This window comes from Moraxella oblonga NBRC 102422 (assembly GCF_001598275.1).
In the GTDB taxonomy this organism is placed as follows: domain Bacteria; phylum Pseudomonadota; class Gammaproteobacteria; order Pseudomonadales; family Moraxellaceae; genus Moraxella; species Moraxella oblonga.
The window spans coordinates 27,887-43,610 of the sequence record NZ_BCYQ01000006.1 but is presented as its reverse complement, the minus strand read 5'-3'; the positions used below and the strand labels follow the sequence as shown (position 1 = coordinate 43,610).

General features: G+C 40.4%; 7 protein-coding genes (1 of these 7 only partly in view). All 7 read right to left on the bottom strand.

Features of this window, described 5'->3' with window-relative positions; translation table 11 throughout:
- Window positions 1–69 precede the first annotated feature (69 nt).
- Window positions 70–915: an efflux RND transporter periplasmic adaptor subunit gene (locus MOB01S_RS01525; protein WP_066800577.1), complete on the bottom strand. Its 846-nt coding sequence runs from the start codon at window positions 913–915 to the stop codon at window positions 70–72.
- A gap of 4 nt (window positions 916–919) precedes the next feature.
- Entirely contained in the window at window positions 920–2,935 is a 2,016-nt protein-coding gene (locus tag MOB01S_RS01520; RefSeq protein WP_066800575.1) for a preprotein translocase subunit SecA, read from the bottom strand.
- The gene (locus MOB01S_RS01515; protein WP_066800574.1) at window positions 2,928–5,132 is read right to left on the bottom strand and encodes a hypothetical protein; all 2,205 of its coding nucleotides are present in this window, start codon (window positions 5,130–5,132) and stop codon (window positions 2,928–2,930) included. Before MOB01S_RS01515 ends, MOB01S_RS01520 begins: the two co-directional genes overlap by 8 nt.
- The gene (locus tag MOB01S_RS01510; RefSeq protein WP_066800572.1) at window positions 5,133–6,977 is read right to left on the bottom strand and encodes an efflux RND transporter periplasmic adaptor subunit; all 1,845 of its coding nucleotides are present in this window, start codon (window positions 6,975–6,977) and stop codon (window positions 5,133–5,135) included.
- 22 nt (window positions 6,978–6,999) lie between these two features.
- Entirely contained in the window at window positions 7,000–8,541 is a 1,542-nt protein-coding gene (locus MOB01S_RS01505; RefSeq protein ID WP_066800570.1) for a TolC family protein, read from the bottom strand.
- A 224-nt stretch (window positions 8,542–8,765) separates the two neighbouring features.
- Window positions 8,766–10,043 (bottom strand): hypothetical protein, encoded by a 1,278-nt coding sequence (locus MOB01S_RS01500; protein WP_066800565.1) that lies wholly within the window; start codon window positions 10,041–10,043, stop codon window positions 8,766–8,768.
- A gap of 92 nt (window positions 10,044–10,135) precedes the next feature.
- Window positions 10,136–15,724, bottom strand: the end of a protein-coding gene (locus MOB01S_RS01495; protein ID WP_066800563.1) for an Ig-like domain-containing protein. It continues 26,841 nt past the right edge of the window; 5,589 of the gene's 32,430 nt are visible here — the last part of the coding sequence; its start codon lies off the right edge, out of view; its stop codon occupies window positions 10,136–10,138.

The window sequence follows — 15,724 nt, the reverse complement described above, 5'->3', positions numbered from 1 at the left end:
TTAATACTGTAAATCATGGTAGTTTATCTTACAGTTTATATCTTTTAAATCAAGCATGATTAAATACACTTATAGATTTACTGAACATAAAATCCCACTGGGGATTTTGTTATTTGTGTTATTGATATATCCAATCATGCTAAAAGTGCCAGATGCAGCATCCACCGATCCATCTTTAATCGCTACCGTCATCTTAATTGGATTATTAAAAGGTTTTTCCGGCGTAATAGTTAGTTGACTACCTTGTTTTAACTGTTTAAAATACTTAACTGGTGCAATAATCTGAACCTTTAAACGGTCAGTTTGAGCGATTGTCATAATTGGAAATTTTCCATCGGTTGGACTTACTACTGCACCTTTATCCAAGTACCTAGCGGTAACAATACCACTGATAGGACTGGTGATGGTACGACGGTTTAGCTCTGATAATGCTGCCTGATACTCATACTTTGCTTGTGTTTGACTCTCTTGTGCTGCCAACAACTCAGCTTGGGCAGCCTGATATTCTTGATATGCATCTTCATAGGCTTGTTTGGACATAAATTGAGCATCTGCCAACTTTTTCATACGATCGGCCTTAGACTTAGCAGAGTTGACTTTATTTTGTGCTGCCGTGATAGAGGCGGATGTTTGGTAGCGATATTTAGCTGCATTCACAGTTGCCTGTTCAACTTGGCTGTCTAGCTGTGCAATCACCTGCCCTTTTTTAACATACGCACCTCGCTCTACATTAATATTGCTCAAGATACCAACTATAGGACTACGAATGTCGACTGTTTGCATTGGGCGTAGCATACACCCAAACTCTGAGTTTGTTGCATGACTGGAGGTACTCATCAAGAACAACAAAGACACGCTAAAACAAACAATTTTTGAGGTGCGAATTAAATGTGTCGTGTATATTTTTTTAGACATAGGGTTACCTTAATTTTCCGATAAAGCCAATTTGTTTTTGGCGCTGATGGTCTTGTTTTAGGGTATTCATACGAATTTCATATTGCCGTTGTTGGGCATATCGTTGTGCTACCAAGATAGCTTGGTTGTAAAAAAAACGTCGTAAGCATGCTGTGGGCATCCAACAACCGATTATCTGCCACACACTACGATGATTTAATAAAATAGTATCATTAAAACAGACAATTTCTCGAAATGAACCGCTATTTCCTTGTCTGGCACTACGACCAATTAGTTGTCGGTCAATGCGTGTAGAGTCATGGTGTTCAGTTAAAATCACATGTAATCCGCCACTTTGCTTGGCTTTGTCATCAAGTTTAATATCAGTACCACGACCAGCCATGTTGGTGGCAATAGTAATTGTACCACTAATACCAGCTTTAGCAACAATTTCAGCTTCTTTAGCGTTTTGCCGAGCATTTAGCAAATAAAGAGTAAATAAGTTTGGGTGTAATGATTGATTAAGTAATTCGTAAACACGCTCTGATGCCTCCACACTACGAGTACCAATGAGTACTGGTTGCCCCAAGGTCGCCCTCTGAATGGCCTCATTTACAACCGCTTGCCATTTATTATCAAGGAGACGATGACAGTCGCGAGGTAAGGTTTTGCGACGATTGCGACGATTTGGCGGAATTACACAGACTTTCAGACCGTATACTTTCCACATCTCCCTACTTACTTCAGTTGCCGTACCTGTGAGTCCTGATAACAGGATATACCGCCTAAAAAAACGTTGAAACGTCATCTGAGCAATCGTTTCTCTGGTCTTAGATACTTCAACATTTTCTTTGATCTCTATTAACTGATGCAGACCTTGCTCCCAACTGCGATCTGGCATAGGACGACCCGTTGATTCATCAACAATTACCACTTTGTCATTTAGTACAATATAATGTTCATCTTTATTAAATAGGTGTAGTGCAGTTAATGCTTTTTTGATGACCACGTTTTGCCAGATGCGAGTTGACCACATGGGTTTTAAGCCACTTGGTAATGGTAGATTGTCATTTAGCATAAAGTCTGTGGCTAAGTTAATATCTTGGTTAGTGGAATCTAGGGTAAAATCTTGGTTAAGTTTTAGGTGTTTTGCTTGGGCTAGTCCCCAGCGTAGCAAGTCCTCATCCATGAAAGATTCTGCCTCTTGTGAGATAATAAGCGGAGTACTTGCTTCATCAATCAACACACTATCCGCCTCATCAACAATACAAAAGTGTAAGGCAGGCACTAACAAATTTGCCTGATTAGGATTGGCACTAATAAAGCGTTGTAGGGTGGATTTTTTACGAGTGAGCTGATGATTGATATTAAGTTCATCTTTTAACACATCAAAGACCAACTCGTTGGCACTGACATAGCAGATTGAACATTGGTATTGCTGTTGACGTTCTTCAATTTGCATCTCTGAATCAATCGCGCCGCTTGATATATCAAAAAAATGAAATAACGGTTGCATTTCTTGTTGGTCACGTGTCGCTAAGTAGTCATTGGTACTTAAGACATGTACAGCCGACCCAGTTGCGGCCACCAATGTAGCTGCCATCCCTGCCACAATAGTCTTACCTTCCCCAGTCTGCATTTCAGCCAGCTTACCTTGCAATAGCACATAAGCACCCAAGTATTGTACCGAATGAGGATAGAAACCAAAAAGGCGATAAATAGCCTCACCAATACAGGCAAATGCTTTGGCTAAATAATGTGATACCTGCTTTTGTTGATTAAGTAAGATAATTGTCTCTTTAAATGTTTGCTTTAACGCCTCATCCGATAACCCAATGAGTTGTTGATGGAATTTGTTGATGTGGCGACTGTGTTGATTGACTTGCAAACGATCATAATGTTTGGTTGCATAGTAGGCCTCTAGATTGGTAACGAATCGTCTTAGCTTGTTTTGTTCAAGGCTACTTCTCTCCTCACGAAGACCGTCCGCCAGCAATAATGGCTGTTTACGCAAATATTTGATAAACGTAGAATTAAACATTAAAATTCTTTAAAAATAGTTGACGTGCTCGAATTAACCATTGCCACCCAATTGGTAGCTTTCCTAGATCAAAACGTACATAGATACGATCATTGACACCAAGTGGTTGATTAGCTTTCAATGTTTGACCATCATTAAGTTTTAGTTGGATATCAAACACACGTTCTAGTGATTTGGTTCCACTACTATCATTGGGGTCAACGATAATATTGCCACCAGCGTTAATGCCCAACGCAGCATTTGGAAGCTCAAAACTGGCTTTTGGGGTTCTTTGAATGATGGTAGCTGTATAAGTTTGTGTGAGGTTGCTACGAGTTTTTAAGTGAATACCTTGCAAGCGTTGCTCAATGAAGTTCATGTCATTTTGCTCAATAATGACTCGTACAAGATTGGTTTGCTTGGGTATCACATAGCCGATAATATCACCCTTTTTAACATAACTGTCTTGGGTGTTGTTAATGGCTTTGGCATACCAATAACCTTGGGTGGGAGCGATGATGTTTAATGCCTGAGTATCAGCTTCTAATAGTTTACGCTGTGCTTGTAGAGCCCGCTGTTGGCTAAGTAAACTTTCAAGTTTGTTAGAATCATCACTTTGTGCTTGACGAATTTTTAGGTCTAGTGCCACTATTTCTTGTTCTAAGTGTAAGTATTTTTGAGAAAGATCTGTATTGGTCAGTTGTGCAATTTTTTGGGAGACTTGAATAGACTGACCATCTTTTAAGTTTTCAGGGTGCAAGATGCCCGACACCCTCGCTCGGACAATATTATCATCTGGTAACCAGACTACACCTTGTTGTACGCTGTAAAACGGCAATGGTAGTGCAAATAAAATTAGCAGTATAATGAACGTTAAGCCGTATAAACGGCGTTTGCTAGATAAGCGATACTTCATAAGGGTCTGACTAGTAAAAACATGTTTGATGGCTTTGTAAATCAGCATGATAAACGATTGCCACGCTGATGCCAATGCCATGATCACACCGATAATAAAGTATCGTTTGGCTACCAACCATATCATGCCAAATATTACAAACAGGCGGTACAAAGGGCTAATTAGTCCATAGATGAATAGCCAACCCCACTCTTTTTCATGACCAAGAGGTGGTTTGGCTTCAGTTGCTCCAAATAGGTATTTGTCGGACAGATACACCCAGTATTGTTTCGAGCGTTGTGCTAGGTTGGGAATTTCTATTAGATCGCTTAACACATAGTAACCATCGTATTTCATGAGAGGATTACCATTCACCAGTAAGCTTGACACCCCAGCAATGATAATCACATTGTAAGCAAAAGCACTGATCAGACCAGATTCAACGTTTAGCCATATGTATAAAGCTAATGCACCTAAGAATAACTCTGCCATGATGCCTGTGGCAGCCACCAATGCTCTTACCCATTTGGAGGTAAAGCGGTAGGAATATGTAGCATCTACATAAGGCACTGGCATAAAGATGACGAATATAAGACCTACCTCACGCACATGCCCACCCCAAGCCTTAACCGCCATGCCATGTGCCCATTCATGAAAAGCTTTGACCATCGGATAAGTACACCATAGGATAAATAGGTTGCTGACCGATAGCATTCTGTCTGATAGGTTATTGGTTAGGGTGTGCCAATGCACTCCAGCTAGCACCATTGCTGGAATAACCACCATCATCCAAATTAGCAATCCCATCGTACTATATAGCTGATTGGCTAGTTTTTGTTGCCCTGTAAACCATTTATCTGGATGAAATAATGGGATTTTGATGCTAATTGGATTTAAAAATGATTGTTTAAATTCATTAAAACGCTGTTTTTTAAAACGTTTGCCCATCTCCACTGCATCGGCATTATGTTGGGTTTGTAACATATCATTGCTATAAAGCTGACTTAGCAATATGACCAGTTCATGCTGGCTGATGATATGAGTGTCAGGGTCTTGATAAAAGCTGTGGTTTGTTGGTAGATGGTCTTGGCTTAAACTGGCATTCTCCCACAGGGTTTGTAGGTCGGTGCGTCCATCCATCATTTTAACAATCAGCCAAGCCTCTGGTGTTAGCCTTAAAAACTTTTGGGTTTTTTGATCATGCAAGAAAACCCACGAACGCCCCCGTAGTTGTCTAGGAAATACATCAATGGCTTCTCGTAGCTTGGGACGAACATCTTTGACAAGATGCCAATGCTCAGAAAAAATAGCCTTCGTGACCATTTAAAATACCGACCATAATTTTAAACGCACCCAATCAATAAGGTTGCGTGTCCAAAGAGTAATCAGATTGGTTTTCCCCACCTTGACTTTACCCACACCTTGCATTCCTGGGTTAATCTGTGTTGGGGTGGCATTCAAACTTGCTTCAACGCTAAAACCATTTTCCCCATCTTTGACTTCGGCGACAGCTGTCAATCTACGAACAGTAAAATCAAAGGTTTGATCGGGTAGGCTGGTTAGTTTCATTTTACCTGTTTCACCAATCTGCAAGCGATCCATGTCTTTATCGGGCACATGTAATATAACTCGATAGCTAGCCACATCTGCCACTTGAAATAATTCCGCCCCTTCTTCAATGGGTGTGCCAATTTTTTGTTGCCAATCACCACTCACAACCACGCCATCAATTGGGGATTTAATGATGGTTCTTGCTATTTTGCGATTGATTAAATCAAGCTTAGATTGTGCTTGTTGTTTTTGGTTGACTGCTAAACCGCTGTTGGCTGCATCCATATCCGCCATAGCTTGACGAAACTGCCCTTCAGTTTGCTCAAGTTGGCTTTGGATATCACTGGCTTCCATTTTAAGATCTTTATCTTCAAGTTTGGCAATAATTTGCCCTTGCTTGACGTTATCACCCGGTCGTGCTAGAACTTCAATTATATAACTTTGTTGTGGGGCTGTTACCGTGTAGCGTTTATCACCTTCAATATATAATGGTGCAGTAACAATGTCATCAACTGGTATCAGCGTAATAGCCAGCAATACGATGGTGAGTAACAATACAATGAGTTTATAATCCAAGTAACCTCGCCCCAACAGTTTGCCCATGAGTGAGGTTGATGAGTGATAGCCATGATGAACCAAGCTCTGTTCAGATTTACGCCATTGTCGTAGTATGGGTTCAAATAGGTCAGCACTTGCTTGCAACATCAGCAGTAGTTCATCATCTTGAATGGGGTTTTTATGATTGCTTCGGTTGTCAAGTAAGAGTACGGCAGTCGTTTGTCCCTGATGATGCATGGGATAAACCCACCAGTCTTTATTAGTTTGACTTTTTCCTTCAAGTATTGCCATGGCAGCTAGCTCATTAGCTTGTTGCATAACTGCCGAGCCTTTTACCGCCCATGCGATATTGGCAGACACCCACCATTTTGGGCGGTTAGCTATTACTTGAAATAGGCTAATGCCTACATCTTCATGACCCATTTCATTAGCCCATTGTTTGGCTTGATTGACCCATGCTTGAGCTGCAGATTTGGCATCTGGTTGGTCAAGTATGTCGCTAGTAATATTAAGCAATCGCTTAGCACGTTCTCCTTCTGGGTGTTGTGCAATCACAAAACCATAAAACAACCAGCCAAGACTCAGTTGTAGTAAGTCTAGCATGTGCTGGTGAAAAGGCGGTGCAATCAAACAACCAATGTAGGCACTTTGTGCTTCTTGGCTAATGATTAAGCAACTGATGAGTACCAAATCCTCAATGCGTTGCACTTTGATGGGCTGTTGTACATTTATTTTGGCAAGCTGGCTTTGCCAAAGTGTAGCAAGTCTGGTTTGAGTCGCTTTAGTATGGTGCTGTTCACCTGTATCTACTGGGGTGGTGTTACTGATATTCTCCAAATCGTCTTCGGGTACACTAAGTAGGCTCGTTAAGGTTTGTGTAAGATTGGTTGGTCTTTGGGTAAATTGTGTTGATGCTAGTGCAGATATATTGATAAAGTCTTGATTACCAATGACTGGCAGTTGATGTGTCGCTACCGCGACAATATCAAGACCTGCAAGCTGAGTACGATGCAACCAGTGCAACAGTAAATCAGGAATTGGGATCGGAGTAGTTGGCATGCGAAAAGTTATCCCAGATCTGTCACAGATTTTTATACTTAGATGTCGGTGCTACCAGTTCGATTGTTGAAATAGATGGTAACATGCCAAATTTATCAATGTCTGCATTCGTGTCGTTACCTACTGTCTGGCGTAGTAGATTATCAATTTGTATTAGTTGCTCGGACGTTAATGTTCCTGCAATTTGGTTAAGCTTGATGTAATTTTTCCAGCTATCATACCAAGCAACCAGTTTATCACGATTAGCTTCATAAACTTTGGTTTGTGCTTCAAGTACATCAATATTGGTACGCATTCCGACTTGATAACCAAGTTGGTTAGCAGACAACGCTGTGCGTGCTGATTGGTCGGCCGCATAAAGACCTTGGTATTCAGCAATTGAAGATAAGATTTGGTAGAAAGTGCGGTTTAATTCAACGGTTTGCTGTTCTTTGGCTACTAGGTAATTTTGGTATTTTAAGTTTTCTTCGGCACGTATTTTACGAGTCTGTGCACTGTTTGTATTGGTATTGTGAAGATTAATGTTGAGTTGAACACCTGCACTCCATTCCCATTTGTTGTTACTGTATGTTTTATGTCCGGCATCAGTAATTGGTTCAAAGTTTCTACTATTTTCAACCACGAACTGTACTTTAGGATAATACTGATGGTCTTGTTTTTTTGTGTCAAGTTTAGCAAGCTGGTATTCCACCAAGGCTTGCTGCACTGCCATGTTTTGGTCAGTAATCATCATCTGCCATTGCTCAATATCTTCAGCTTTGATGTCTGGTAGGATCTTAGTGCTTGAGTGATAGTCTGTAGGGTTAATAGTCAGACCACCGGTCAGTATGGCAAGCTCTTGTTGTTTAGTTTTGAGTTGCCACTCTAAAGCGGCAAGTTGGGAACGAATTTTATCTGCTTTGGCCTCAGCTTCTTTGACATCTGTAATTGATACAATACCAACATCAAAGCTTTTTTGAGCTTGTATTTTTTGGGCATCAACTGCCATATGTTGTCTCTTTAATAAGTCTATTTGTGCTTGGTTAACCAATATGTCAAGAAATAGACTGACGATACGATTGGTTAGCTCGTCGTGGATTTGTGATAAAGCATATTTACTGGCTTGATGGCTTAGTTTGGCCTGTTCGATGTCAAACTTGATGGTTGGGTCATAGAGATTTTGGGTGATGCTGAAGCCCATTTTACCTGTTTCATTAACTTTAGAGGGTACCACATTGGTATTTTTAAAGTTGCCTTCACCTCGTCCATAGGTTTTACCAATAGTCATACTAACATTTGGATACCAAGCAGTTTTAGCGATGTCTATATTACTTTTAGCACTGTCATTGCTAGCATAGCGTGCTTTAAGTTCAGGGTTTTGAGAAATGGTGGCTTGCTGTAGCTCCAGCAGACTTGGGCTACTATTTGAGTTGGGTGTTACTATTTGATTTTTTTGGATGATTTCTGATGATTTAATGTTGCCAATGCTAGCAATTTGCGCATGACTTTGCGACATAATGGTCCAGCTGATACTTAAAAGAAAAAGTTTTATGGCTTTTTTTAAAGATAGCTGGACAATTTTCACAGGATGACTCTTCTTGAAGATTTATAAATTTTAACCATATATTATAACAAAAATTTACAAATATTTCAATGAGGAATTTATTAAACTTCCTGCGAAACTCCAAAATAAGGAAAACCGCTCAAAGTGAGCTTGTCGAACCGCCACTGTCTTCCGCCACCCGAAGGCAAGCTTAAGGGCGAACGGAAAATCTAGTTTTGTAGGAAATCTATTGCCTTAAGAATCTATCATGATTTTTGATGTTCTGGCAAATAGTTTTCAACATAAAAACTCACTATTTCTTTTTCAAGCTCGCTCTGAATCACATCTGGTTCAGCTTGCTCTAGGCGTAATGCTTGTTTTTTGATCATTTCTTGTAGCTTGGGGTGTCCAACATAATGTGCAACTTTTAAAACCCAACCAAGATCAGGTATTGGTCGAAGTGAGGACCATAAATAGGGGTGTAATGGATGTGTTTCTTGGTAAGAGGCATCAATAAAATCATAGAGATTGCCATATTGATACATAGTTTGCACAAAATTATCAATATCTTGAGTGAGTCTATGGTGTAATGCTGTTACCGTATTGGTGATGTTTTGGGCTTTAAACACTTTATTTGCTTCAATCCGAAGGGTCTCGTTATCTAACGAACTTCCTTGATGTTTTTCATAGTAAGAAATCAAAAAGTGTGTACGATTGTCCCAAAACAAGGTCGTTCCACCTCTGTCATAAACACCTTTTGTTTTTAGTTCTTCTACTATTCTGGGATTTTCATAATTCAAACGAATCCTACAAGAGAGTATAGAGATATAAAATGCTTGAGTATTATGAATGTCATAATCTAATAGAAATATTACCTCATTTTGCCAATCGCAAATGACTCTAAAATATTCTCCCTTTTCATGCTTAATGGTCGCTTTGATGCCATATTTGTCCAAACAGTGTTGTAAAATCGCTGTAAAAATTATTACCCTACTATTAACATTGCGCAAATGCTTACTATAAGTTGTGTTAAGTGGATTGTTTGCCTCTTCTTGCATAATTTCTAGAACGGTTTCATAACCACCAGCGATTTGTTCTTGTTGTGATCTGGCTGCCACTTCGATACGCTGACGACCATCTTTGGGAAAACAAGTCCCATCAGCAAAATAAAATCGCTGATCGACATCTGAATAGACATTGTAGCCATGTTGATTGGCGGTATTGATCATAAATAAATACCATGTCTCAAAGTTGATGTCAGGTTCCCATTCTAAGTAATAATAAGGACGGGTACTGGTACTTTTGCCATCATAAATTTCTTGTTCTGTATAAATGCGGATAATTTCATCATCTTTGACCATTTTTTTGGATTCTTCTTCTACCCATTGTTTTAAAGCATTGTTCATGATGTCATGGATAGGGTCAGTTTCGGTAGTTCTTGGCAACGCATTTAACATATCGAAAACATCTCTGCCATAAGAACCGCTTTTGCTTGGGTCAAATGTTAAAGGGGCTTTAAAGACATAAAAATTTTCGTTTGGCATAGCTTGTTCCTGTGTTTAATATCAATGGGGTGGGATATGAAACACCAAAATATCAAGATATTTTGGTGTTTTTCATCATGATTGAAAAAAAATTAAAGCAACCACTTTGCTAAAGCTTGTTTTTCAATACTCGCCAGCCACTCGTCGGTTACAGGTTTATCATCACTACCAATAGGTGTTGGTCTTGCTGTTACCACCAACGATGAATTTGACATAGTTGGCGTTACTGTTACCGGTTTTGCAGTAGAAATAGACAAGCGAGTATCCAAGGCAGTCAATGGCGATTGAACCACTGTTTTTGTCTTATCCATATAACTTGACGATACATAACCACTTTGCGGAATGGCTGGCTGACCTTGTAATACTGTTATCGTCATAGGATAGCTTAACATCGCTTCACTTTGATTAATTTCAGTAGCATATACTAACACAATTAGAGACATATCACCACAAAAACAATCATTTGTCTTAATAGTCAGCTTGGTTAAATCCATGCCAGTTAACTGCATGGTAATCGGCTCACGCCCTGTATTGGTAATACTATAAACACCATCACTGATCGTAACCCCAGCAGGTACGCCTTGCAATGCAAGACGGTATGTCTCACTACCATCTGTATCAAGGCTATTTATTGTCATGCTTGGCAATGCACTGGCTAGACCTGCGATGGCATAGATATGGCTACTTGATGATGTCATCTTATTGCTCAATATTTCAACCACTGACAAGTTATCAACCATTATTCGACGACCTTTGACATCTTTATTGCCGAGTGCAACCCCATCTAACAATAAACGAATTGGTGTATTATTGGCGGTTGCCACAAAATCAAAACTTGCATGTTGCCAGTTTAATGTATTGCCAATAAGTCCTTGAACAGTACCCAACAGTTTATCACCAGCATACACTTGAATACGGCTTAAATCTTCACGAGTAATACCCGGCATTGCCGCAAAATCAAAGCTCACTTGATAGGTCATACCCAAGATGGTCTTAATATTGCGGTTAATACCCAGTAGTTGATGACTTTTTTCTTTGTTATCAAGCCCCAAGCCATCATGCAACATCACCCAGCTGTTACCATGTACTGAACTAGATAAAGTTGTCGTGGTCTTACCATGCATCACTCTATCCCCGATAGAATAGAACTCAAAACCAATCACTTTACCAAACTTTGCAGGCGTTGCTGACCAGACATCGCCACCTGTTGCACCAGTATCAAACCAGTATAACTTATCACTACCTTGGTTATGATTGGACACATTCTCAAAGTTGGTATAAGCAATTTGACGTGTTGCGATGTCCCGCTCTTGTAGTGTCAGTGTGGGTGTATCAGCGACAGCGATAACATCAACAAGCATTGTTTGGGTTTGGGTTGCTACACTGCCTGAGCTTGGTTCAGTACTTGTTGCAACCACCTTCATTTCAATACGACCGCTATAATTTGCTGGTGGCAATAAGGTTAACTTATCTAGTTGCCAATTCGTTACCACAGCGGTGGTATTGTCTTTGGTAGCAACAAACCGACGAATACCATCACTTAATTGTGCACCAACAGGCAAGTTAGCAATACTTAAGGTTAATGTTTCAGAACCATCGGTGTCTTTTAAGGTTGCTTGTAAGGCATTAAGAGTAATTATTTGGTCTTCACGCCCTACATTGGTGGTCGTCTCAACAAGCTTGATATTATCCATCATCGCACCACGACCAAACAAGCTATTGATATGGCTATCCACCACAATGCGTAAAGTCTCTGCTTTACCAGTACCAGTAAAGTTAACCGAAACTTGTTGCCAGTTTAGCTTATTATTGGGGCTAATATTTTGATAACTCTTGATGAGAGTATCGCCTAGATATACACTAATACCAGTATACCAATCGCTATAGCCATTACGCCCTGCATAGTCAAAGCTTAGTGTATAATTAGCACCAGCTATGGTCTGCACTTCACGCTCAATACCTAAGGTTTGGCTTTGACCTGCTGCAGCATCATTAAGCTCTAACCAAGATTGGTTGTTTGCTGTGGTGTTGCTCGCCCTCATTGGACGTCTAATGCCCCAATTATCAGCCAGCATATCGCCATTTTGCCAGATTTCAAAACCATCGTTACCATAAGGTAGATGACCTTTGGTAAAGAAGCGTTTCCACTGTTGCCATTGACTCTCATCTTCTTTAATGAGCTTCCAGCCACTAAAGTAGTTTTGCATTAACAAGGTTGAGGTGTTATTTGGATTCGTCACATTTTCAAAATCCGTGTTAAACAACACATTACTAACTGATTTGGTGGTTTGATTGAGTATTGGCTTATCAGCAACTGCAACGATATCAACGTTGACGTACGCCATATCACTGTAAGCCAAGCCATCAAAGGCCTGGTAACCAATACGGTCATAATGCTGATGTTGATCACCAAAGCCTGATTGAGTAAAGCCTGCACCACCTGATTGATTTTGACGAGGAACAAAAATCAATTTACCAGCTGTTAAGTCCGCTTTGGTAAAATAAGTACCAACCTTGACTAAACCCCAAGTATTATGTGCACTTTGCATTAACAACAGGCCTGTGGTCGGTAACTCATTGATTTGAATGGTTAAGGTGTCTTGCTCAACATCACTTGCAATAAAGTCTGTCCAACGTAATGTATGGCGATGGTCTTCAATACCTACCACTAGGCTATCAACTGCGGTTGGGGCGTCATTGACTGGGGTGATGTTAATGGTTACTGTTGCCAGCTTACTGTTGGCTTGCCCATCATTCATCACATAGCTAAAGCTGTCATTGCCATGATAGTTGGCATCTGGAGTGTAGCTGATGGTACCATCGGTATTAATATTAACTTTACCATGTTGTGGTTGCACCTGAATAATCGGTGTCAATACACTGATGTCATTATCAATATCTTTACTATTGGCTTTAACATTGATGATGATGGGTTGGTCTTCAGCAGTTGTTGTGGTGATGTCTGTGACAGTTGGGGCATCATTGATGGCATTAATGGTTAGGTTTATCACGGCGACACTTGAGCTAGCTTTAGCATCGGCTAGGCTATAACTAAAGCTGTCTGTACCATTGTAGTCTGAGTTGGGAGTATAGACCAGTTCTAGCTTGCCTTTGCTGTCAGCTTGCTGGGTTAGTGTGCCATGTTGTGGTGGTTGATGGATGGTAATAGTCATCACATCGCCATCAGGGTCAGTACCCAAACTGTCAATAGCAAGCGTTATACTGCCATCTTCATTTAGGGTAAATTGTCCCTCTGTGGCAATCGGTGCTTTGTTTGATGGTAGCACGTTGATGGTTGCAGTAACAGGGGTTGCTTGGCTATTGCCATCAGTGATGGTGTAGCTAAAGCTGTCTTGTCCTTCATACATTTCATCAAATACCAATGTGTAGGTACCATCGGGTTGTTGGGTAATGCTACCATGTGCTGGTTGCTTCGTAATGATAACATGAAGTGGATCACCTTCAATGTCAGTACCAGTCGCTGTTAGGCTTAGGGTGATTGGTGTGCCTGCGATGATGTCTTGTCCATTGATGATGTCTTGCAATTTGGTCTCATCAATGACTGGGGCATCATTGATTGGGCTGATGCTGAGTTTGACGGTGGCAATGTTACTGGTATCACCATTGGCATCGGTGTATTGGTAGCTAAAGCTGTCTTCTCCGTTGTAGTTGGCATCTGGGCTATAGTTAAAGTTACCGTTTGCGTCTATGGTGACGGTACCGTGAGCAGGTTGGGTTTGTAAGGTAACTTGACTAACCTGTGTGCCTGCTAAGACATCATTGCTGATGAGGTTACCTGTTAGTGGGGTGTCTTCATCAAAGGTATAGCTGTCATTAACAGCAACTGGGTTGCGAGTAAGATTGATATCTTTAATCGTAACTCGGCTATCAGGATTACCAAAGCCTAATAAGTCAAAGCTTAGCATGACGTCTGTGGCTTTGCCTGTCGCAGTCTGGGCAGCATACCATTGAGTGAGGTCAATGTAGTAAGTACTGGTGCCATCACCATTGGCTACTTTGGTGATGCCTGTGGCTAATCGCTCGGTACCGTCTGCTTGGATGTTGAGTAGGCTGTCGGTATGGGTGAGTGCATTAATTTTATTGACAGCTTCTCCTGTATGAGCATTGAGTAATGCCACTTCAAAGGCATCGCTTGCTTGGGTTGTGTTTGTTTTAAGCTTTTTATCGGCAATGGTAAAGCTCAACAGATGGTTATCTGCTGTTAGACTAAAGGCTTGACGAAGACTGGTTTGGGCATTGGTGGCTTCAGATAGGGTAACACTCTTTGCAAGGCTATCAAAGCGGATGTTGCCTGTGGTGTGCCAGTTGTTGTTGTCTTGGTCAAAGTGATGATTGACCAGAGTGGCAGCAATATTTGCATGCCATTGCCATGTATCAGCCAGCTTTGGTTTGATGACGGATGCACTAATCACTTGCGGTGTTGTAGATACAAAACCACTATTTGGGTTTAGAGCATTAATCAAACCTAGCTCAAACTCTGACGGTAAACGACGTTCGCCCAATTGCATTTCACTGATCATCAAGCCTTGGTTGCCGTCATCTAGCCCCAAGATATGACCTGTTTCATGAAGTAATACGGTTAACAAGTCGACTTTGTCATAGGCAGGGCTATCGGCTAGGGCTGTGCCTAGACTGCCTTGCATCACAAACTCATCGCTGTCAAGAGCATTGTCATCAAGATACCAGCCATTGCCATTGGCTGTGGAGTCTATTTGTATTCTTCCATCGGAATAGGCAAGCCCAAGTGTGCCATCTGGTAAGTCCAAGATCTCCAGCTTGACATTATTTAGTTTGGCGGTATCGATACCTAGTTGTTGCCAGTAATTCATGGCAGTTTGGTAGTAATTATTTAATAAGCTCATATCTAATGAACTTATATTGCTACCACGACGATAAATAACAGCTTGTTCCCCTTTTTTATCTTTTCCTTGCTTACGGTCAAAAATCTTTTGTGTATCATTTGTTGTCAACTGATGTTGGTTATTTAAAGCCGTCCAAGCATCAACTTGATAAGGTTCAGAAGTAACGTCAACATGACCTAAATATAAATCAATACTTGAGGCTAATTTATGTGGGTCGATAAAAACTTTCTTATTTTTATCATAATTCCCTGAGCCTAAAGTTGTTTTAGATAGTTTTTTACCTTCAGTAGAGTTTTCAATCTCATCGTAGGTTACTAACATGCCATTTTTTAGCAAATTTTCGTAAAATCTATCTTCGATATTAAATCTATTTAAATGAATATATAACTCGTCAAGACTAGCTTCTTTATTTTTTAAAGCCTTGGTAATTTCGTGATAAAAATATGCTTGATTATCAGTAAATGATAAATCGGCGACATCGTCTGTACTAAGTCCTTTAGCGCTTTGATTATTCATTTTGTCTATCAGAAATTCGATGTCATCAGTGGTTTCTGCCTTAGCTTCAATCAACTGAATCTTCCCATTCTCAACTTTGACAATATCAAAACGCCCTTCTACTCCTGTTTCTTTGGTAGAATTAGGGCTTGAGTCTTTGGCAAAAGGTGATCTCTTTGCTTCAAAATTACCATTTTCAAATTTCCATAACTCATAAGTTACTTCTCTTTTTAGGATTGCACTCTCACCCCCCAATTCTTTTGCTAATTTTTCTTCAAAGGCTTTACCAACTTCATTTGAATC